This window comes from Mycolicibacterium cosmeticum, assembly GCF_000613185.1.
In the GTDB taxonomy this organism is placed as follows: Bacteria; Actinomycetota; Actinomycetes; order Mycobacteriales; family Mycobacteriaceae; genus Mycobacterium; species Mycobacterium cosmeticum.
In genome coordinates, this window is the sequence record NZ_CCBB010000001.1 from 1,420,791 (window position 1) to 1,442,957 (window position 22,167).

Sequence of the window (22,167 nt, forward strand, 5' to 3'; positions counted from 1 at the left end):
TCGGCGCTCTCCCCTAGCCTGGGTGCGTGTTCGTCGCCGGGGATCGAGTCATCTACAGCGCCTCGGACCTCGCGGCCGCCGCGCGCTGTGAGTACGCGCTGCTGCGCTCGTTCGACGCACAGCTGGGCCGCGGCCCGAAGGTGTCGTCCTCCGACGAACTGCTGGCCCGCACCGCCGCGCTCGGCCACGACCACGAGCAGCGCCACCTCGAGGAACTGCGGGCCGACGGCACGGTCACGGTGATCGGCCGCCCGCCCTACACCCTCGCCGGGCTCACCGCGGCCGCCGAGCAGACCATGGCCGCGGTGAACCGCCGGTCGCCGGCCATCTATCAAGCCGCGATGTTCGACGGCCGGTTCGCCGGCTTCGCCGACTTCCTGCAATTCGAGGCTGGGCGCTACCGGCTGCGCGACACCAAGCTGTCCCGGTCGGTGAAGGTCGAGGCGCTGCTGCAGCTGGCCGCCTACGCCGACACCCTGGCCGCGGCGGGGGTGCCGGTGGCGCCGGAGGTGGAGCTGGTGCTCGGCGACGGCGCGGTGACGCGGTACCAGGTGGACGAACTGTTGCCGGTGTACCGGCCCCGGCGGGCGGCGTTGCAGCGGCTGCTGGACGAACACCTGGCGGCCGACCGGCCGGTGTCCTGGGCGGACGAGCGGGTACGCGCGTGCTTCCGCTGCCCCGAATGCGAGCAGCAGGTCCGGGCGACCGACGACCTGCTGCTGGTCGCCGGGATGCGGACCAGCCAGCGCGCCCGGCTGATCGACGCCGGCATCACGACGGTGCGGGATCTGGCCGCACACACCGGTCCGGTGCCCGAGCTGGCCAACCGCACCGTCACCGCACTGACGGCCCAGGCGCGGCTGCAGATCGCCGAACGGGTCGACGGCAAGCCACCGTTCGAGGTGGTCGATGCGCAGCCGCTGATGCTGCTGCCCGACCCGGACAAGGGCGATCTGTTCTTCGATTTCGAGGGTGACCCGTTGTGGACGGTGAACGGCCGCGACTGGGGCCTGGAGTACCTGTGGGGCGTGCTGACCGTCACCGACGAGTTCACCCCGTACTGGGCGCACGACCGGGGCGAGGAACGGCAGGCCCTGGTCAACTTCCTGGCCATGGTGCGCAAGCGGATGAAGCGCTACCCCAAGATGCACATCTACCACTACGCGGCCTACGAGAAGAGCACGCTGCTGCGGCTGGCCGGACGGTACGGCGTCGGCGAGAACGAGGTGGACGACCTGCTGCGCAACGGCGTACTGGTCGATCTTTATCCCTTGGTGCGCAAGAGCATTCGGGTGGGCACCGAGAGCTACAGCATCAAGTACCTGGAGCCGCTGTACATGGGAGGTGAGCTGCGCGACGGCGAGGTGACCAACGCCGCCGACTCGATCACCCAGTACGCCCGCTACTGCGCGCTGCGCGACGACGGCCAGCCGGACGAGGCGGCCTTGGTGCTCAAGGAGATCGAGGACTACAACCGCTACGACTGCCGGTCGACGCGGCGGTTGCGGGACTGGCTGATGGCCAGGGCCATCGAATCCGAGGTGCCGCCCCGCGGCCCGCAACCGGTGCATGCGTTGGGCGCCGACGCGACAGCGGCGGTGACCGACGGCCTGGACCGGGCGCTGGCGAAGTTCGCCGGGGACGGTATCGAGGAGCGCACCGCCGAGCAGACGGCCGTCGCGATGATCGCGGCCGCCCGCGGCTTTCACAAACGCGAGGACAAACCCTTCTGGTGGGCGCACTTCGACCGGGTGAACAATCCCGTCGATGAATGGGCGGACAACAGCGGCGTTTTCGTGGCCGACCGCGCAGAGGTGGTCAACGACTGGCACCAGCCGCCCAAGGCGCGCAAACCGCAACGCCATGTCCTGCTGACCGGTGAGCTGGCCAACGGCGACCTCGGCACCGACATGTACGCGCTGTACGACCCACCGGCGCCCGCGGGGTTGGCCGACGACCCGGACCGCCGCGCGTTCGGTTCGGCGACCGTACTCGAGTGCGACGATCCCGAGGTGCCGACGCAGGTGCTGATCTGCGAGCGGGAACCCAAGGGCGCCGGCCCATTCGACCAGATGCCGTTCGCGCTGACACCGGGGCCCCCGATCAACACCAAGCCGCTGCAGGAGTCGATCGCCGCCACCGCCGCACAGGTGGCCGCCGGGCTGCCCGACCTGCCGGCCGACGCGGTCACCGACATCCTGCTGCGCCGCGCGCCGCGCATCGTCGGCGGTGGCCCGCTCCCGCGCACAGGGGACGTCGCCGCCGACATGACGGCCGCCCTGCTGGCGCTGGACTGCTCTTACCTGGCGGTGCACGGGCCGCCCGGAACCGGTAAGACGTTCACCTCGGCGCAGGTCATCGCGCGGCTGGTCAACGGGCACGGCTGGCGGATCGGTGTGGTGGCGCAGTCACACGCCGTGGTGGAGAACCTCTTCCGCGATGTGATGGCCGCGGGTGTGGACGGCACCCGTGTCGGCAAGAAGATGAACACCGTGAACGCCGGCTGGACCACGCTGACCAATCCGGAGTTCGCCGGGTTCATCGCCGACAACGACGGCTGCGTCGTCGGCGGAACGGGCTGGGATTTCGCCAATGCCAACAAGATTCCGCGACTGGCGCTCGACCTGTTGGTCATCGAGGAGGCCGGTCAGTACAGCCTGGCCAACACCATCGCCGTGGCACCCGCGGCGCGGAACCTGATGCTGCTCGGTGACCCCCAGCAGCTGCCGCAGGTCAGTCAGGGCACCCACCCGGAACCGGTCGACGAATCGGCGCTGGGCTGGCTGGTCGACGGCCACCACACCCTGCCGCCCGAACGCGGCTACTTCCTGGACTGCTCGTTCCGGATGCATCCCGCGGTGTGCGGGCCGGTCTCCCGGTTGTCCTACGACGGCCGACTCCAGGCACGCGAAGACGTCAGTGGCGCACGGCATCTGGACGGCGTGGCGCCGGGCGTGCAGGTGCTGACCGTCGCACACGACGGCAATTCCACCGACAGCCCCGAGGAAGCCGAAGCCATCGTCTCGCGGATCACCGCGCTGCTCGGTACCGCGTGGACCGACGAACACGGCACGGTCGCGCTGGAGCAGCAACACGTGCTGGTCGTGACGCCGTACAACGCGCAGGTGGTGACGTTGCGCCGCGCGCTGGACGCGGCGGGGTTGCCCGGCGTCGAGGTCGGCACCGTGGACAAATTCCAGGGCCGGCAAGCTCCGGTCGTCTTCGTGTCCATGGCGACGTCGTCGGCCGACGAGGCGCCGCGCGGAGTGTCGTTCCTGTTCAACAGGAATCGACTCAACGTGGCGGTGTCGCGCGCCAAGCACACGGCGTTCATCGTGCGGTCGGCACTGTTGACGGACTACCTGCCGGCGACACCCGACCGGCTGACCGAATTGGGAGCGTTCCTCGCGCTGACCGGCGGCTGACGCTACTTGTCGTACCCCTCTGCCAGAATTGGTGTCATGTCCACCGCCGCAGCATCTTTGGAACCCAAAGAGCGGTTAGCGATGCTGTTCGGTGAGATCGGTGAACTGTGCGGGCAACGCAACGCCATCGACGGGCGACTCGTCGAAATCATCGCCGAAATCGAGCGCGACGATCTGGCCGGGATGACCGGCTGCCGCTCGATCGCCGCCCTGGTGGCCTGGAAAACCGGGACGACACCCCGCAACGCCGAAACCATCACCGCCGTCGCACACCGCCTCGACGAGTTCCCCCAGTGCGCCGACGGCCTACGCGAGGGCCGGCTGTCGCTGGATCAGGTCGGGGTGATCGCCGAACGCGCCGCCGACGGCTCCGACGCCCACTACGCCGAACTGGCGCTGTCGGCCACCGTCGAGCAGTTACGCACCGCCATCAAACTGGCACCCCACCCGGATTCGCCGCCAAAACCCCCACCCACGGCGGTAATCACCAGAACCGAGCACGGCGAGCACACCACCTACCGCATCACCCTGCCCCGGCTGGAAGCCGTGAAGTTCGACGCCGCGCTGAAGTCCCGCCGCGACGCCCTGATCGCCGACCACCCCGGTGACCAGACACCGTTTCCCACCCAAGTGGATGCGTTCATGAGCCTGGTCAAGGCCGGCTGGGACACCGACGCCGCCGCCCGTCCGCACGGGCAGCACACCACCGTCATCGTGCACGTCGAGGTCGATCAGCCCGCCGCCCTGCACCTCGGACCCGTCTTGACCGATGCGGAGCGCCGGGAACTGTTGTGTGACGCCACGTGTGAGGTGTGGTTCCAGCGCGACGGCCGCCCGATCGGGGCCGGGCGGTCCACCCGCACCATCAGCCGCCGGTTACGCCGGGCGTTGGAGCACCGTGACCGGCACTGCGTCGTGCCCGGCTGCGCCAACAGTCGCGGCTTGCATGCCCATCACCTCGTGCACTGGGAGGACGGCGGTCCCACCGACCTGGGCAACCTGGTGCTGCTCTGCCCGTACCACCACCGCATGCATCACCGCGGCGAGATCACCATCACCGGCCCCGCGCATCGGCTCGTCGTCACCGACACCGAAGGACAACCACTGCCCGGCGGGTCACTCGCCCGCCCGCCCACCACGGCGCCACCGACCGTCGGCGCCTACAAAGGACCGACCGGGGAACCCGCCCAATGGTGGTGGTACCAACCCTTCCAACCACCACCGACGAGCGACAACTAGCCGTCAGTCGTCGCGGGAGTGCCTGCCGCGGCTGGGTCGGGAGTGCCTGCCGCCGGGCTCCTCATCGTCGTCCTGATCGGTGGGCGGTTGCAGCGGCTGGAACCAGCCGTTCTGATCGGTGTGAAAACCGTTGTGGGCGTGACCGATCTGATCGGCAGGTGGCTCCGCGAGCAGATCGTCGAGGATGCTGCGCCAGGCCCGGGGCGGATCGGGCATGGGCCGGGGCGGTGCCGGGATGGGCCGGGGCTCGGGTTCAGGTTCGGGTTCGGGTTCTGGTTCGGGTTCTGGTTCGGGTCCCAGATGCTGCCAGGTGTCGACGGGTCCGGCGTGCCAGGTGTCGGCCGGCGCGTGCAGGGGGTGCTCGACGTGGGCGTACAGCGGCTCGGTGTGCGACTCGTCGGGCGGGGTGTGATCGACGGCCGGCAGCAGGTCGGTGGGCGGGTCCTGGGCCCCCGGCGAGCGAAGCGACGGGGAATCAAGACCCGGCGAGCGAAGCGGCGGGGAATCATGGCCCGGCGACCAGTCCACGGTGTACTCGATGTAATCGTCGTCGTCCTGCCAATGCTCATCGACGGAGTGCTGGTCGGCCGCCGGCAGCCGGGGCGCGGGCAACCCGGTGACCAACCTGGGCGTCGTCGCGCCGAAGCCACGCAGGAACAACGCGGCCACCACACCGAACAACGCGACGAAAGCCGGCAGCAACAGCGATTGGGACAGGGCCGCCGAGAACGGTTCGCGCAGGAACTCCGGCAGAACGGTGGCCTGCCCCTCCGCGGGGGCGCCGGCGCTGGGCCGCGCGGGCAGTTCGGCGCTGATCCGGGACGTCATGAACGCGGCCATGCTGGCGCTGCCGAGCACCGAGCCCACCTGCCGGGTGGTGTTGTACACCCCGGACCCGGCGCCGGCCAGGTGCGGCGGCAGATTACGGGTGGCCGTCGCGGCCAGCGGCGACCAGATGAACGCCATCCCGACACCCATCACCGTCAGCGGCAACAGCAGCCGCCAGATGGGCGTCGTCGGTGTCATCTCGACCGACAGCCAGGTCAGCCCGACCGCGATGGCCGAGAACCCGAAACCGATGATCGGCGCCGGATGCGCCCGGTCGACGATGCGACCGACGAACGGCGCCAGCACCCCCGACGCAACGGCCATCGGCGCGGTCAGCAGCGCCGACCGTGTGTAGGACAGCCCGCACACCGCGGGCGCGTAGAACATGACCGGCAGGATCATCGCGGTCACGACGAAACCGATGACGGCGATCCCGACATTCGACAGCGTGAAATCCCGATCGGCGAAGATGCGCAGCGGGATCAGCGGTTCCCGAGGGTTGACCGATTGCCAGTACACGAACGCGACCATGAACCCGACGCCGGCGACGATGGTCGCCCAGATCCACGGCGCCCAGTCGTGCGACTGGCCCTCCTGCAAGCCGAAGACGATCAGCAACATCGCGATCCCGGACAGCGCCACCCCGAGCAGGTCGAAGCTGTGCTTCTCGGTGGGCAGCACCGGGACCAGCCAGACCGCCAGCGCCAGGCCGATAAGCCCGATCGGGACGTTGACGAAGAAGATCCACTGCCAGCCCAGCCCGTCGACCAGGACACCACCGGCGAGCGGTCCGACGAGGGTGGCGACGCCGGCGGTGGCGCCCCACACGCTCATCGCCACGCCGCGCCGCTCCGGCGGGAAGATGCGGGTGATGGTGGACAGGGTCTGCGGCGTCAGCAGCGCCGCCCCGACGCCCTGCACCACCCGCGCGGCGATCAGCATCTGGATCGACCCGGACAGCCCACACCACAACGAGGCGATGGTGAACACCGTCAGGCCGAGCAGGTAGAGGTTCTTCGGCCCGAACCGGTCGCCGAGCCGGCCGGCCACCAGCAGCGGCACCGCATAGGCGAGCAGGTAGGCACTGGTCACCCAGATGACACCGTCGTAGTCGGTGGCCAGCGCCTCCATGATCCGCTTGTTGGCGACGGCGACGATCGTCGAGTCGACCAGGATCATGAAGAACCCGACCAGCATCGCCCAGAGCGCATGCCAGGGGTTGGCTTGCCGGGCCGTCCCGGTCAGGCGGGCGGCCGCGGGCGCGCGTCGATCAGTCTGGTCTGCGGGCATCTACTCGGAAATCGGAAGGGGCGACGCGACGGACGCTACGGACCCGCCGCCATCCCGACAACTTACGCTGCGTCGCAGACGGGCTCGCCGGCCGGCGCGTCCCGTGCCTCGGTCGCCGACGATCCGACCGCGAGCAGGGCGAACAACGCGATGCTGGATCCGACGACCATCACCAGCGCCAACGCGAACTCGTTGTTGCCGAGCACACCGACCAGTGGCGCCACCGCGGCACCCAGGCCGAACTGCGCCGCACCGAGCAGGGCGGCCGCCGTCCCGGCCGCGTCGGAGTGCCGGGACAACGCCACCGCCGGCGCGTTCGGGATGACCAGACCCATCGCCGCCAGGATCACCCATACCGGCACCAGGAATCCCCACAGACCGCCGACATGGCCCAGGGCGAGCGCGACGAACACCGCCGCGCTGACCGCGGAAGCGGCCAGCGACCACACCGTGATGGCCTGCGGGCTGAACCGCTTGAGCAGCAGCACGTTGGTCTGAGTCGCACCGATCAGGGCGACCGCCCCGGCGGCGAACACCAGCGCGAAGGTCTGCTGATCCAGTCCGAACCGCCCCTGCAACACGAACGGCGCGGCGGCGATGTACGCGAACAGTCCAGCCATGCCGAGCGCCGCGACCAGCACCAGGATGACGAACCGCGCGTCGCGCAGCAGCTCGCCGTAGGTGCCGATGATGTTGCGGAGGTGCAGTGGACGACGGTGCGAGACGGGCAGCGTCTCCGGCAGGGCCAGTACCGCCAACAACAGCAGCCCACCGGCCAGCACCACCAGCGCGGCGAACACCCAATGCCAGGACGCCTTGAGCAGGACGGCCGCACCGAGCGACGGCGCGATCACCGGGGCGACGCCGAGCACCAGCATCAACCGGGACATCACCGTGGCGGCCGGCGTCCCGGTGTAGAGGTCGCCGACCACGGCGACCGCGACGACCGACGCCGCGGCCGCACCGAAGCCCTGCAGCCCGCGACCCAACCCGAGCACCGCGATGTTCGGCGCGAACAGGCAGATCAGGGACGCCACCATGTGCAGCACGATCCCGGCCATCAGGGGCCGCCGGCGGCCCAGCGAATCGGACAACGAGCCGACCACCAGCTGGCCCACGGCCAGACCGGCCAGCGTGCCGGTCAGCGTCAGCTGCACCACCGAGGACGACACCGACAGGTCCCCAGCGATCCGCGGCAGCGCGGGCAGATACATGTCGATGGTGAGCGGGCCCAGTGCGATCAGCAGCCCCAGCACCGTGATGATCCGGAGGCGGCTGGGGGTCTGGGTTGCTTGCACGCTCACGGATGTTGCCACGGTCAGAGGCAGCGTTGCACGCCGGTTTTTTCTTCCACGCAGGGCGAACAGTGACTGCCGTCACACGGCCGTTGGCAGTGACTGCTGTCACGGCCGGGCACCGGACCTCCCCGGCCGATCGTTGTATGAGGGTTAGCCTTGTTGGTCTACAGGGCTCGGGGATTGCACAGGGGAGACACAGCGATGAACGCTCGGTCCAACACCACGAGTCGGCTTCCGGCCACCCGCGACGGTGTCGACGAGGATCCCAGCGCGGCCGCCAAGGCGCTGTCCCAACTCTTGGAGCGCAGCACCCGCCTGCAGGCGCCGGCCGTGACGGCCTACGTCCGCCGGTTGCGGGACAAGAAGCCGGACGCCACGCCGGCCGAGATCGTCGCCAGCCTGGAGAAGCACTATCTGGCCGCGGTGATGGCCAGCGGCGCGGCGGTCGGATCGGCGGCCGCCTTCCCGGGCATCGGCACGCTGGCCGCGATGTCGGCGGTGGCCGGGGAGACCGTGGTGTTCCTGGAGGCCACGGCCATGTTCGTGCTGGCGGTCGCCGAAGTGCACGGCATTCCGGCCGATCACCGGGAACGGCGCCGCGCACTGGTGCTGGCCGTGCTCGTCGGCGACGACGGTAAGCACGCGGTAGCCGATCTGCTGGGCACCGGGCGCACCAGCGGGGCGTGGCTGTCCGATGGCGCCGCAACGCTGCCGCTGCCGGCCGTGTCCCAACTGAACAGCAGGCTGCTGCGGTTCTTCGTGAAGAAGTACACCCTCAAGCGCGGGGCCATCGCCTTCGGGAAGCTGTTGCCGGTCGGCATCGGCGCCGTCGTCGGCGGGGTGGGCAACCGGTTGATGGGCAAGAAGATCGTGGGCAATGCCCGCAAGGCGTTCGGCAACCCGCCGCCCCGGTGGCCGTCGTCGTTGCTGGTGCTGCCCGCACCGCGCGACTGACTGACAACCGGACATAAGGCCGGTCATGTCAGCTGCGCGTTCGGTGACAAATCCGACAGGTATGCCGTGGTCTGGCCGCAATCGGAAGGGTTAGCCTTTAAGGCGGCCGAGCGCGGGTAACCGCACACACGTGGTGGGCTCATCACATACGCCCGCCGTGACAGATGGAATCGAGGCGAAGAACTGCCGTGACCAGTTCCCCATCCCCCTTCGGACAAAACGAGTGGCTGGTCGAGGAGATGTATCGCAAGTTCCGCGAAGATCCCTCGTCGGTAGATCCCAGCTGGCACGAATTCCTCGTCGACTACTCACCGGAACCGGTGACCGAAGCGGCCGCCACCAATGGTGCCGCCCCGGCCGCGCCCGCCACCCCGGCCCCCGCTCCCCCGGCGACACCCGCCCCCACTCCAGCCCAGGCTTCTCCCGCCGCCCCGCCCAAGGCCGCCGCGTCCGCTCCTGAGAAGGCCCCCGCCAAGGCCGCACCCGCCCCCAAGCCCGCGGATGACGCCGAGACCTCGGTGCTGCGCGGCGCCGCGGCGGCCGTGGTGAAGAACATGAATGCCTCGCTGGAGGTGCCCACCGCCACCAGCGTGCGGGCCATCCCGGCCAAGCTGATGATCGACAACCGGGTCGTCATCAACAACCACCTCAAGCGCACCCGCGGCGGCAAGATCAGCTTCACCCACCTGCTGGGCTACGCGATCGTGCAGGCGGTCAAGAAGTTCCCCAACATGAACCGGCACTTCGCCGAGGTGGACGGCAAGCCGACCGCCGTCACCCCGGCGCACACCAACCTCGGCCTGGCCATCGACCTGCAGGGCAAGGACGGTGCGCGCCAGCTCGTCGTGGCCGCGATCAAGCGTTGCGAGACAATGCAATTCGGTCAGTTCATCGCCGCATACGAGGACATCGTGCGGCGTGCCCGCGACGGCAAGCTGACCGCCGAGGATTTCTCCGGGGTGACCATCTCGCTGACCAACCCCGGCACCATCGGCACCGTGCACTCGGTGCCGCGGCTGATGCGCGGCCAGGGCGCGATCATCGGCGCCGGCGCCATGGAATACCCCGCGGAGTTCCAGGGCGCCAGCGAGGAGCGCATCGCCGAGCTGGGTATCGGCAAGCTCATCACCCTGACGTCGACCTATGACCACCGCATCATCCAGGGGGCGGAATCCGGCGACTTCCTGCGCACCATCCACCAGCTGCTGCTCGACGACGACTTCTTCGACGAGATCTTCCGCGAGCTGGGCATCCCGTACGAGCCGGTGCGCTGGCGCATCGACAACCCGGATTCGATCGCGCACAAGAACGCCCGCATCATCGAGTTGATCGCCGCCTACCGCAACCGCGGCCATCTGATGGCCGACATCGACCCGCTGCGGCTGGACAAGACCCGGTTCCGCAGCCACCCCGACCTGGACGTGCTCACCCACGGGCTGACGCTGTGGGACCTGGACCGCGAGTTCAAGGTCGACGGCTTCGCCGGCAAGGAGTACAAGAAGCTGCGCGATGTGCTCTCGGTGCTGCGCGACGCCTACTGCCGCCACGTCGGCGTCGAGTACACCCACATCCTGGAGCCCGAGCAGCAGAAGTGGCTGCAGGAGCGCGTCGAGGTCAGGCACGAGAAGCCGACGGTCGCCGAGCAGAAGTACATCCTGTCCCGCCTCAACGCCGCCGAGGCCTTCGAAACCTTCCTGCAGACCAAATACGTTGGCCAGAAGCGCTTTTCGCTGGAAGGTGCGGAGACCGTCATCCCGATGATGGACGCCGCCATCGACCAGGCCGCCGAGCACGGCCTCGACGAGGTCGTCATCGGCATGCCGCACCGCGGCCGGCTCAACGTGCTGGCCAACATCGTCGGCAAGCCCTACGGCCAGATCTTCAGCGAGTTCGAGGGCAACCTGAACCCGTCGCAGGCGCACGGCTCCGGTGACGTCAAGTACCACCTCGGCGCCACCGGCACCTACATCCAGATGTTCGGCGACAACGACATCGAGGTCTCGCTGGTGGCCAACCCCAGCCACCTCGAAGCCGTCGACCCGGTACTGGAGGGGCTGGTCCGCGCCAAGCAGGACCTGCTGGACAAGGGTGACGGGGCCGACGGGTTCACCGTCGTGCCGATGATGCTGCACGGCGACGCCGCGTTCGCCGGCCAGGGCGTGGTGGCCGAGACGCTGAACCTGGCGCTGCTGCGCGGCTACCGCACCGGCGGCACCATCCACATCATCGTCAACAACCAGATCGGCTTCACCACCTCACCGCAGGACTCGCGGTCCAGCGAGTACTGCACCGACGTCGCAAAGATGGTGGGAGCGCCCATCTTCCACGTCAACGGCGACGACCCGGAAGCCTGCGTGTGGGTGGCCCGGCTGGCCATGGACTTCCGGCAGAAGTTCAAGAAGGACGTCATCATCGACATGCTGTGCTACCGCCGCCGCGGGCACAACGAGGGTGACGACCCGTCGATGACGCAGCCCGGCATGTACGACGTGATCGACCACAAGCGCGGTGTCCGCAAGACCTACACCGAAGCCCTGATCGGCCGCGGCGACATCTCCATCAAGGAGGCCGAGGACGCGCTGCGCGACTACCAGGGCCAGCTGGAGCGGGTGTTTAACGAGGTCCGTGAACTGGAGAAGCACACCATCGAGCCGAGCGAGTCGGTGGAGGCCGACCAGCTCGCCCCGAAGGGCGTGAACACCGCCGTCGACAAGTCGCTGCTGGCCCGGATCGGCGACGCCCACCTGGCCGCGCCGGACGGCTTCAACGTGCACCCGCGCGTGCAGCCGGTGCTCGACAAGCGGCGCGAGATGGCCTACGAGGGCAAGATCGACTGGGCGTTCGCCGAACTGCTGGCGCTGGGAACCCTTGTCGCCGAAGGCAAGACGGTGCGCCTCACCGGTCAGGACGTGCAGCGCGGCACCTTCACCCAGCGGCACGCGGTGATCGTGGACCGCAAGACCGGCGCCGAGTTCACCCCGCTGGACCTGCTCACCGTCGACGCCGACGGGAACCCGACCGGCGGCAAGTTCCTGGTCTACAACTCCGCGCTGTCCGAATTCGCCGCCGTCGGTTTCGAATACGGCTACTCGGTGGGCGACCCCGACGCAGTCGTGTTGTGGGAAGCCCAGTTCGGTGACTTCGTCAACGGCGCGCAGTCGATCATCGACGAGTTCATCTCCTCCGGCGAGGCCAAGTGGGGCCAGCTCTCCGATGTCGTGCTGCTGCTGCCGCACGGGCACGAGGGTCAGGGCCCCGACCACACCTCGGGCCGGATCGAGCGGTTCTTGCAGGTGTGCGCGGAGGGGTCGATGACGGTGGCCCAGCCGTCCACCCCGGCCAACTACTTCCACCTGCTGCGCCGGCACGCCCTCGACGGCATCCACCGTCCGCTGATCGTGTTCACCCCGAAGTCGATGCTGCGCAACAAGGCCGCGGTCAGCGATGTGAAGGACTTCACCGAGATCAAGTTCCGCTCGGTGCTGGAGGAACCGACCTACGAGGACGGTATCGGCGACCGCAGCAAGGTCACCCGGGTGCTGCTGACCAGCGGCAAGATCTACTACGAGCTGGTGGCCCGCAAGGCCAAGGAGCAGCGCGACGACATCGCGATCGTGCGCATCGAGCAGCTGTACCCGCTGCCCAGGCGCCGCCTGAACGCGACGCTGGACCAGTACCCGAATGTCACCCAGTACTTCTGGGTGCAGGAGGAGCCGGCCAACCAGGGTGCCTGGCCGACCTTCGGGCTGTCGCTGCCCGAGCTGCTGCCGGAGAAGCTGACCGGGATCAAGCGGATCTCGCGGCGGGCCATGAGCGCGCCGTCGTCGGGGTCGTCGAAGGTGCACGCCGTCGAGCAGCAGGAGATCATCGACGAGGCGTTCGCGCCGTAGCATCGCCGCGTTTGTGCGGTTTCATCCCGGACACACCGGTCCGCGCGGATGAGACCGCACAAACGCGGTCAGAGCTGCGTCAGAACCCCGGCAGCGGGAACGGCAGCGGCGAGTCGCCGTTGGCCAGCGACGCGACCGCGCCCGGGCAGAAGGCCTGGATCGCCAGGCCGGTGAACATGGTGGCCGGGCCGAGCGGCTTGCCCAGCGTATCCGCGACATGAGCGGCCGCGTCGGCGACCTGCTGGCCGGGTTCGGCGAGCATGGGGCACACCGACTGGCCGACGTCCACCGCGGTGCCCGGATCGATATCGCCGAAGCCGGCCGCGCCCAGCGCGGTGGTGAACAGGTCGGTGCCGGGATCGGCCTGCGCCGGGGTGGCCAGGAGGATGGAGCCGGCAGCCATGGCTGCCGCCAGGACGGCGATCCGGGTTCGATTCATGACCGGGTTATCGGTGCCGGGCGCGCAAGCGTTACCCCGTACCGGCGGTACCGTCGCGTCGGGCTAAGCTCGACGCGAGTCGAACCGCCAATGCGAGGGAGTGTCCATGGAGGGCTTTGCCGGAAAGGTCGCCGTCGTCACCGGTGCCGGGTCGGGTATCGGGCAGGCACTGGCCGTCGAGCTGGGTCGCTCGGGCGCCAAGCTGGCCATCAGCGACGTGGACCTGGAGGGTCTGGCCGTCACCGAGGAGCGGCTGAAGGCGATCGGTGCCCCCGTGAAGGCCGACCGGCTCGACGTCACCGAGCGCGAGGCCTTCGAGCTGTACGCGACCGCCGTCAAGGAACACTTCGGCAAGGTCAACCAGATCTACAACAACGCGGGCATCGCCTTCACCGGTGACGTCGAGGTCAGCTCCTACAAGGACATCGAACGCGTGATGGACGTCGACTTCTGGGGCGTCGTCAACGGCACCAAGGCGTTCCTGCCGCACCTCATCGAGTCCGGCGACGGCCACGTGATCAACGTGTCCAGCCTGTTCGGCATCTTCTCGGTGCCCGGTCAGGCGGCGTACAACTCGGCGAAGTTCGCCGTCCGCGGTTTCACCGAGGCGCTGCGCCAGGAGATGGTGCTGGCCAAGCGCCCGGTGAAGGTCACCGCCGTGCACCCCGGTGGCATCAAGACCGCCATCGCCCGCAACGCCGGCGCCGCCGACGGCCTGGACGCCGAGCAGATGGCCAAGATGTTCGACAAGAAGCTGGCCAAGACCACCCCCGAGAAGGCCGCCAGGATCATCCTGGAAGCCGTCCGCAAGAACCAGGCCCGCGTGCTGGTGGGCGCGGACGCCAAAGTGCTGGACGTCCTGGTCCGGCTCACCGGATCGGGCTACCAGCGGCTGTTCTCCGGTGTGATCGGGAAGATGATGCCGCACTGACGTTTCCGGCACCCGGGTCGGCGGAGATCTGGTCCGAATCGGTGTCGTAGTCGTACAACTCGGCGTAACGCCCCCAGTCGATGGCGATGTCGAGCTGCCGCTGGGCATCGTCCGGACCAAACCCGCGGCGCAGCAGGTCCAAGAAGAAGCCGGCGCGCAGGTTGCCGTCGGTACTGGACTGAAGCGCCGTGCAGATCGTGCGCACCAGCGGGGCACGGGTGCGCGCCTGCTCGGCGAAAATCTGCTTGCTGCGCTGAATGTCCGCGGTGGTGAACTGGGTGCCCACCGTCGTCAGCTCGAGGTCACGGCGGTCGACGGTGAGCAGACCGAGCAGCGCCGCCGCGTCGACGAGCGGTAGCAGATCGTCGATCTCGAAACTGAGTTCGGTGGCGATATCCGGCAGATCGGCCCGCCCGCCCGTGGCATGCACGATCTCCACCAAGCCGGCCAGCCCGCCGACGGTCGCGTCGGGCAGCGGGCTGCCGGTCGGCGTGGCCTGCGCGGGTGCCTGCCGGGTGACACCCGGCTCGGCGCCGGTCAGCAGTTCGTAGAGCGAGTCCACGACGGCGGCGAAGGCCGCCGAGCGCCGCGCACGTGGCCGGGGCAGGTCGATGCGCACCTCGGCGCGGACACGGCCGGGGTTGGCGCCGAGCACGACCACACGGTCGGCCAGCAGCACCGCTTCCTCGATGTTATGGGTGACCAGGCAGATGGCCCGGGTCGGGAAGTCGGCACCCGCCCACAGGCCCATCAGCTCGGTGCGCAGGTTCTCGGCGGTCAGCACGTCCAACGCCGAGAACGGCTCATCCATCAGCAGCACATCCGGCTCGAGCACCAAGGCGCGGGCGAATCCCACCCGCTGCCGCATCCCACCGGAAAGCTCCTTCGGATAAGCCGATTCGAAGCCGTCCAGGCCGATCGCGTCGATCGCCTTCAGTGCACGTTCGCGTCGCTGCGCGGGCGGCACGCCGCGGGCCGCCAGGCCGAGTTCGACGTTGTCCTGCACGGTGAGCCACGGCATCAGCGCGAACGTCTGGAACACCATCGCCGTGCCGGGGTTCGCGCCGTTGAGCTCGGTGCCGCGATACCGCACGGTGCCGGCGGACGGCCCGATGAGGCCCGCAATCATCCGCAGCAGCGTCGACTTGCCCGATCCCGAGCGCCCCAGCAGGGCCACGATCTCACCGGCCCGCAGCGCAAGGGAGATGCCGTCCAAGACCAGGAGTGGGTCACCGGCCGCACCGGTGAAGGTCTTGGTCACGTCCTCGACAGCGACCAACACGTCAGCGTTGCTCTTCGTCATCGTGTTCTCCATTCGAATTCGTTGTCAGGCAAGGGAGTAACGTCGCTGGGCGATCGCGTACAACCGGCGCCAGAGCAGCCGGTTCATCGCCACCACGTAGACACTCATCACGATGACGCCAACCAGGATCCTGCCCGCGTCGCCGTCGGCGGTCGCGTCCCGGATGTAGGCGCCCAGACCTGTGGCGGTCAGCGTCGTGCCGTGATAGCTGACCACTTCGGCGACGATCGAGGCGTTCCACGCCCCACCGGCGGCGGTGATGCCGCCGGTGACATAGCTGGAGAAGATGGCCGGGGCGATCAGTTTGCGCCACCGCAACATCGGCGGCAGGCGCAGGTTGGTGGCCGCCTCCCGCAGGTCATTCGGGATGGCGCTGGCCCCGGCGATGACGTTGAACAGGATGTACCACTGGGCACCCAACGCCATCAGCAGGATGCCGCCGATGTCGAGGCCGATCCCGGTGGCCAGCAACGCGGCGGTGAAGATCGGGAAGAGGAAGTTGGCCGGGAACGACGCCAATATCTGCACGACAGGTTGGGCCAACCGAGAGACGTTGGGGCTCAGGCCGATCCACACCCCCACCGGTACCCACACCACCGTGGCGACGACGATGAGCACCACCACGCGCGCGAAGGTGGCCAGCCCGAGCAGCAGCGCATGGCCGATCTCGCCGAATCCGATCGTCGTCCCGATGTAGGCCACGGCCCGCAGCGCTCCGTAGCCGACGAGCGCACCGACCACCACACCGAACACCCAGTCCCCGGCCCGGGTACGCGCCGCCGAGTCGCGTAGCGGCCGCTCGGCGCGGCCGAACACCGCCATCGCCCGGTCCAGCGGGTACACCAGCCGACCGGCGAAACCGCCGAGGCTGTGGGGAACGCTGGAGCGGCGCAACAACTCCAGTGTCAGGCTGCGCGGCGCCTGGACAGCGCCGGAGTCCTCCAGCCGGAAGCGTTCGGCCCACGCGGTCAACGGTCGCCAGAACAGCAGGTTCACCCCCACCACCATGAGGATCATCACGCCGACGGCCAGCAGTACCTTGTCGAGGTCACCGGCGTCGCCGGCGGCGGCCACGTAGGCACCGACGCCGGGAAGGGCGAAGTTGTGGTTGTTCACGCTCAAGGCCTCCGAGGCGGTGAGGAAGAACCAGCCGCCGCCGAAACTCATCATGCCGTTCCATACCAGCGGGATCATCCCGCTGGGCAGATCGACTCGCCAGAACCGTTGCCAGCGTGACAGTCTCAGCAATCGCGACGCCTCGTCCAGGTCGCGTGCCTGCGACACCAGCGACGAGTAGAAGGCGAAGGTCATATTCCATGCCTGCGAGGTGAAGATCGCGAAGATGGAGGCGCACTCCAGTCCCAGCTCCGAGCCCGGGAACAGGGCGATGAACCCGGTGATGGTCACCGACAGGAACCCCAGAATCGGCACCGATTGCAGGATGTCCAGTAACGGGATCAGCACCTTCTCGGCCCGGCGGGACCGTGCCGCGATCGTGGCGTAGACGAAGGTGAAGATCAGCGAAAAGCCCAGCGCCACAAACATTCGCAGCAGCGAACGCCCCGCATAGTAGGGCAACTCGCCCGGGTCGGTGGACACCGCAGGGGCGGCGGTCTCCACGGTCCATGGCACGTCGGTGCGCCGGACCAGTGCGATCACCACCCACAGCAGGGCGGCCGCGCCGGCGAAAACCGCGACGTCGTAACCGATCCGGCGCGCCGGGCGAGTGAGCACACCTTCGGTGGGATAGGTACGAAAGATGGTCATCGCCGTCTCACTCCCGGGTAGCGGCCGCGGCCGATCGGTCGACCTGCCAGCGCACGCTGGTCACGGCCGGTTCGATGGACAGTCGGCTGATCGCGGTCTCCATGGCCTTGTCATCCCGTTCGGCAGCGGTGACCGCCGCGCACACCTGCACCTGGCCGCCGGTGTTGGTGTGTGTGCTCTCCACCGACTGCAGCGCCAAGTCGGTGCGGGACAACGCGTCCACCAGCACAGCCCGAATATGCGCCTCGGCCGCTTCGGCGCCGAGGGCGTGGAACGTATAGGTCGTAGGCGCGTCGGCGGTGGTGTCGGGCCGCCGGTCGACGAACATGCCAATCGGGCGCATCACCACATGGATGACGATCACCGCGACCGCGCCGGCGGCGGCCGCCGGGAACATGCCCGCACCGGCCAGTGCGCCCACCGCGGCCGAACACCACAGCGTGGCCGCGGTATTGAGACCCCGCACGGAAAGGCCCTCACGCAGGATCACCCCGCCGCCGAGAAATCCGATGCCGGAGACGATCTGTGCCGCCACGCGCGTCGGGTCGGCGGTGGCGCCCGCGAAACCGTGTGCCGAAAGCAACACGAACAGTGTCGCCCCTGCCGACACCAGGGCGTTGGTGCGCAGTCCGGCCATCCTGGCCCGGTACTGCCGTTCGAATCCGATCAGTGCACCCAGGCCCATTCCGGCGGCCAGGCGCAGCAGCATATCCGCAGTCGTCATCTGCGCTCTCTTTCGAATGTGTTGGTGAAACTAGAGCCAGTCCTGCTTGCGCTGGAAGTGCTTGACGCACTGCGCTGCCGCGGCATAGCCGAGCACGATCAGCAGCAGCCACAGCACACACGGCAGCGGTAAGGGTGTCAGCCGCAGTGGCGCACCGAGCGGGCTGTACGGCAACGCGAGACCGATGGCGGCCGCCGCGAGTGCGGCGATCACGACCACCGGGGCAACGCGCTCGCCGCGCCAGGGCGCGACCCTCGAGCGCAACACCAAGACCACCGCCAGCTGACTCAGCAGACCCTCGATGAACCACCCGGTCTGGAAGGTCGACGGCACGTTCCCGGCTCCGTAGCCCCACCACAACACGGCGAAGGTGATCAGGTCGAATGCCGAACTCAGCGGTCCGAACGTGAGCATGAACGAGGCCAGCCCGCGGGACTGCCACCGCCGCGGGGCGCGCAGGTAGTCCCGGTCGACGCGGTCCCACGGCAGGGCCAGCTGTGCGCAGTCGTACAGCAGGTTCTGCACCATGAGCTGGATGGGCAGCATCGGCAGGAACGGCAGCACGACGCTGGCCGCCAGCACCGAGAGCACGTTCCCGAAGTTCGAGGCGGCGGTGATCTTCACGTATTTGAGCGTGTTGGCCAGCGTGCGCCGACCTTCGACGACAGCGTCGGCCAGCACACCGAGATCCTTGTCAAGCAGGATCAGATCGGCGGCGGCCTTCGCGGCGTCGGTGGCGGTGTCCGCGGCGATCCCGGCGTCGGCGGTGCGCAATGCCACCACGTCGTTGACGCCATCGCCGAGATACCCTACTGCGCAACCAGTTTCGCGCAAAGCAACCACGATTCGCACCTTGTGTTCCGGTGCGAGCCCGGTGAACACGGCGGCGTGGGTGACGAGGGTGCGCAGCCGGCGGTCGCTGCACCGGTCGACCTGGTCACCGAGCACGACCTGATCGGTCGGCACGCCGACCAGCCGGGCCACGTGCCGCGCGACAACCGGGCTGTCGCCGGTGAGAATCTTGACCCGCACGCCATGGGCGGCCAGGTTTGCGACGGCGCCGGCGGCGCTGGCCCGGATCGGGTCCACGAAACCTATGAACCCCGCCAGCACCAGATCACGCTCTTCGGTGTAGCCGTAATGCTCCAGCCGGGCCGGCAGGGCGCGGACCGCGACCGCCATCACGCTCATCCCCTGCTTGCGGTAGGCCGCGACCAGGTCGGTCGCTTCGGCCAGCAGATCCGGCCCGAGCGCGGCGTCGACGCCGTTCAGCCGGGCGTGGGTGCACAGGGCCAGCACGGCATTCGGGTCGCCCTTGCAGATCAGCAGGTGCTCGCCGGGCTGTCTGCGCAGGACCACACTGGCAGTGCCCCGGTCGTCGTCGGCGCCGATCTCGTCCACCTTCGTGTACGCAGCATCAGCCAGCACCGACATGCCTTGCTCGGCAAGCATTTCCAGGATGGCCTCGTCCATCCGGTCGTGCACCGCGTCCTGGAAGAACGCCGCCAGGAAGGCCAGCTCGGTGACGGCATCGTCATAGCGTCCGGTCACGTCGATACCGTGCGCGTATACGATGCGGTCCTCGGTCAGCGTGCCGGTCTTGTCCACGCACAGCACGTCCATGGCGCCCAGATCCTGAATGGCGTTGAGCCGGCTGACCACAACGCGCTCGCGGGCGAGTTTGGCAGCGCCGCGGGCGAGGTTGGTGGTGACGATCACCGGCAACATCTCCGGCGTCAGCCCGACGGCCACCGCGACGCCGAACATTGCCGCCTGGTCCCAGACCCCGCTGACACATCCGTTGACCACGAAGACGATCGGGGCCAGCACGAGCATCAGCCGGATCAGGGTCCAGCCGACGGCGCGGACACCGAGATCGAAGCTCGACGTCGGTCGCAGTGCGACCGCGCCGGCGGCCAGTGACCCGAAATAGGTGTGGCGGCCCGTCGCGAGCACCACCGCCGTGGCTTTCCCGGCGACGACGGTGGAACCGGAGAAGCACAGCGACGGCGTGTCGGCCAGCGCCCGCGGGGTGGCGGCGGGGGCGACGTCGGCGGACTTGGCGGTGGGCAGCGATTCCCCGGTGAGCACCGACTGGTCGACCATCAGGTCCGTGGCCGCCACCAACCGAAGGTCGGCCGCGACCACATCGCCGGCCTGCAGGAGCACGACATCCCCGGGTACCAGATCGCCGGTCGGCACCTCGCGGTCCATCCGATCGGCGGTGTCGTCGGCGCGGCGGCGCACGGTGACCGTCGACGTCACCAGTTTGCGTAGTTCGCCGGCAGCCCGCGCGGAGCGGGTGTGCTGCCAGATCCGCAGGAGCACCGCGAGTGCGTCGATGATCCCGACCATCGCGGCACCGCGGCCGTCCCCCACGACCACGAACACCACCGCGAGCGCAGCCAGCAAGGCCACGAACGGGCTGCGCACCGCGGCCAGCGTGCTCGCGGCCAGCCCGCCCCCGGCGGGGTGGAACTCCTGGTTGTCCCCGAAGCGCTGCAGCCGTTCGGCGGCCTCGGCTTCGGTCAACCCGCGCGGCGAGCCGCCGACGTGCTGGAAAACCTGGAAGGTGGGCAGCGTCGCCAGCTCAGGCAGTGAGGTGTGAGCCATGGTCCGGTCCTTACGGCAGCAGAGGCGTCGGTCGACGTGGTCAGCGAAGGTCGACCCCATGCATGCCGCACCGGCCGGGTCAGGCCGGACGCACGCATGGAGGCGGCGTACTACTTCCCTCGATCACGAGGACACCTCCTGCGGAACGGATGACGCCGCGGTGGCGCGGCGCCCCACCAGTAGAACTCACCGCACCCAATCAGTCAAACGCTTGCGCAACTGTCCTCAATGGTGGAGTCTGTTCGTGTCGCCGAGAGGAGTTCCGTGCCCGACCCGTCCCCGTCCGTACCACCCGACGACGAGTTGACCGTGCAACTCCTCCAGGAAACTGCCGCGACCCTCGGCCTGCTCTCGGCCACCGTGCGACTGCACATTCTGTGGGTGCTCGCCAAGGGCGAGCAGGACGTCGGCACGCTGGCCGCCAGGACGGGCCAGAGCCTGGCCACCGTCAGCCATCATCTGGCCAAGCTCAAACTCGCCGGCCTGGTGCGGGCACAGCGCGCCGGCAAACGCCAGGTGTACGTCGCCACCGACCCGCACGTCCTGGCCATCATCGATGTCGCGCTGGGGCAGCGGTTGCGTTCCGAGGATGCCCCCGCGCGACTGCGGCAGGCGTAACCGCGGCAGGAGTAGTGCTACCGGCCCAGCGGATGTGCGTCCAGGTACGCCGCCGCCACCACGCCCGGATCCTGCCCGGCGGCGACCTTGGCCCGCATCTGCGCCAGCGCGTCGGTGTCCAGCACACCGGCCAGCTCGTTGATCGACCGCACCTGCGGATCGGTCAGGGTGTTACGCCGATAGACCGGTACCACGTTCTCCGCTCGCACCAGCGCCGTGCGGTCCGGCAGCACGGTCACCTGGTCGGGGATGTCCGGCGCGGCCGCCGAGGTCCACGCCACGTCGATCGTGCCGGCCCGCAACGCATCGAAAAGCGCGGCGGCGTCCGGGAATTCACGCGCCTTCGGCAGCACGCAGGCGGCCAGCGAGCCGGGGGCCGGCTCCCCCGCGACGCGGCCGACCCGCAACGCGGCGCACCGCGGCAGCAGGGCCAGCGTGTCGGCCGCACCCCACGCGCGCGCGGTCCGATCGGTCACCGCGGGCAGCGGCTTGTCCGACGTGGTGTCCGCGTAGTCACCGGCCGCCAGCCCCTCCGGCAGCGCGGCCACCATCGAGCGATACACCTGTGCCGCCGAGCGTGCCGGCGCGTCGGGCTGGAACCGGGTGAGCAGCGCCCCGGTCAGGCCGGGCACGACGTCGACATCGCCGGAATCCAGGCCGCCCACCGGATCTCGGTCCACCCGGACGTGCGCGGCACTGCCGTAGAACCGCAAGGCCGCGGCGTACAGATGCGCCAGCAGCGCCGACTCCGCGTCGTCCTGGGCGCCGACGGTCACCGATGGTGGCGGTGGCGGCGTCGAACATCCGGCGACCACCAGCACCAGCAGCGCCGCCAGTCTGGGCAGCAT

The 22,167-nt window shown here is 69.1% G+C and carries 14 protein-coding genes; 6 read left to right on the plus strand and 8 right to left on the minus strand.

The features are described 5' to 3' along the window. Positions 1-26 precede the first annotated feature (26 nt). Together BN977_RS06755 and BN977_RS06760 are read left to right on the plus strand one after the other, a co-directional pair. Positions 27-3,425 (plus strand): TM0106 family RecB-like putative nuclease, encoded by a 3,399-nt coding sequence (locus tag BN977_RS06755; RefSeq protein WP_036396811.1) that lies wholly within the window; start codon positions 27-29, stop codon positions 3,423-3,425. 36 nt (positions 3,426-3,461) lie between these two features. Further along, on the plus strand, positions 3,462-4,664 hold the full coding sequence (locus tag BN977_RS06760; protein ID WP_036396812.1) for an HNH endonuclease signature motif containing protein: 1,203 nt from the start codon (positions 3,462-3,464) through the stop codon (positions 4,662-4,664). A 3-nt stretch (positions 4,665-4,667) separates the two neighbouring features. Here BN977_RS06760 and BN977_RS06765 read toward each other — a convergent pair whose 3' ends face one another. Both BN977_RS06765 and BN977_RS06770 read right to left on the minus strand, forming a co-directional pair. Then, positions 4,668-6,689: an MFS transporter gene (locus tag BN977_RS06765; RefSeq protein WP_234709591.1), complete on the minus strand. Its 2,022-nt coding sequence runs from the start codon at positions 6,687-6,689 to the stop codon at positions 4,668-4,670. 155 nt (positions 6,690-6,844) lie between these two features. Beyond that, on the minus strand, positions 6,845-8,080 hold the full coding sequence (locus BN977_RS06770; RefSeq protein ID WP_109790174.1) for a multidrug effflux MFS transporter: 1,236 nt from the start codon (positions 8,078-8,080) through the stop codon (positions 6,845-6,847). Positions 8,081-8,281: 201 nt separating this feature from the next. Here BN977_RS06770 and BN977_RS06775 point away from each other — a divergent pair, with 201 nt between their 5' ends. Together BN977_RS06775 and BN977_RS06780 are read left to right on the plus strand one after the other, a co-directional pair. Next, positions 8,282-9,034: a hypothetical protein gene (locus BN977_RS06775; protein WP_036396814.1), complete on the plus strand. Its 753-nt coding sequence runs from the start codon at positions 8,282-8,284 to the stop codon at positions 9,032-9,034. 188 nt (positions 9,035-9,222) lie between these two features. Further along, positions 9,223-12,924, plus strand: a complete 3,702-nt coding sequence (locus BN977_RS06780) for a multifunctional oxoglutarate decarboxylase/oxoglutarate dehydrogenase thiamine pyrophosphate-binding subunit/dihydrolipoyllysine-residue succinyltransferase subunit (RefSeq protein ID WP_036396815.1) — start codon at positions 9,223-9,225, stop codon at positions 12,922-12,924. A gap of 79 nt (positions 12,925-13,003) precedes the next feature. On the opposite strand, the gene BN977_RS06785 is transcribed toward BN977_RS06780, so the two are convergent. Continuing rightward, positions 13,004-13,363 (minus strand): DUF732 domain-containing protein, encoded by a 360-nt coding sequence (locus BN977_RS06785; protein WP_036396816.1) that lies wholly within the window; start codon positions 13,361-13,363, stop codon positions 13,004-13,006. Between the two features lie 106 nt (positions 13,364-13,469). Here BN977_RS06785 and BN977_RS06790 point away from each other — a divergent pair, with 106 nt between their 5' ends. Further along, positions 13,470-14,294 (plus strand): SDR family NAD(P)-dependent oxidoreductase, encoded by an 825-nt coding sequence (locus BN977_RS06790; RefSeq protein ID WP_036396818.1) that lies wholly within the window; start codon positions 13,470-13,472, stop codon positions 14,292-14,294. Here BN977_RS06790 and BN977_RS06795 read toward each other — a convergent pair. Genes BN977_RS06795 through mgtA form a run of 4 tightly spaced genes read right to left on the minus strand, consistent with a single transcriptional unit; the run spans position 14,233 to position 20,701 of the window. Beyond that, positions 14,233-15,597, minus strand: coding sequence for an ABC transporter ATP-binding protein (locus BN977_RS06795; protein ID WP_051561470.1), 1,365 nt, complete (start codon positions 15,595-15,597; stop codon positions 14,233-14,235). The genes BN977_RS06790 and BN977_RS06795 overlap by 62 nt on opposite strands. 24 nt (positions 15,598-15,621) lie before the next feature. Continuing rightward, positions 15,622-17,364 (minus strand): ABC transporter permease, encoded by a 1,743-nt coding sequence (locus tag BN977_RS06800; protein WP_036396819.1) that lies wholly within the window; start codon positions 17,362-17,364, stop codon positions 15,622-15,624. A gap of 7 nt (positions 17,365-17,371) precedes the next feature. Then, positions 17,372-18,088, minus strand: coding sequence for an MgtC/SapB family protein (locus BN977_RS06805; RefSeq protein WP_036396820.1), 717 nt, complete (start codon positions 18,086-18,088; stop codon positions 17,372-17,374). A gap of 30 nt (positions 18,089-18,118) precedes the next feature. After that, positions 18,119-20,701 (minus strand): magnesium-translocating P-type ATPase, encoded by a 2,583-nt coding sequence (mgtA, locus tag BN977_RS06810; RefSeq protein ID WP_036396821.1) that lies wholly within the window; start codon positions 20,699-20,701, stop codon positions 18,119-18,121. Between the two features lie 264 nt (positions 20,702-20,965). Here mgtA and BN977_RS06815 point away from each other — a divergent pair, with 264 nt between their 5' ends. Beyond that, positions 20,966-21,319, plus strand: coding sequence for an ArsR/SmtB family transcription factor (locus tag BN977_RS06815; RefSeq protein ID WP_234709512.1), 354 nt, complete (start codon positions 20,966-20,968; stop codon positions 21,317-21,319). Positions 21,320-21,336: 17 nt separating this feature from the next. On the opposite strand, the gene BN977_RS06820 is transcribed toward BN977_RS06815, so the two are convergent. Next, positions 21,337-22,167 carry a glycine betaine ABC transporter substrate-binding protein gene (locus BN977_RS06820; RefSeq protein ID WP_306372229.1) on the minus strand — a complete coding sequence of 277 codons (831 nt, stop codon included), beginning with the start codon at positions 22,165-22,167 and terminating at the stop codon, positions 21,337-21,339.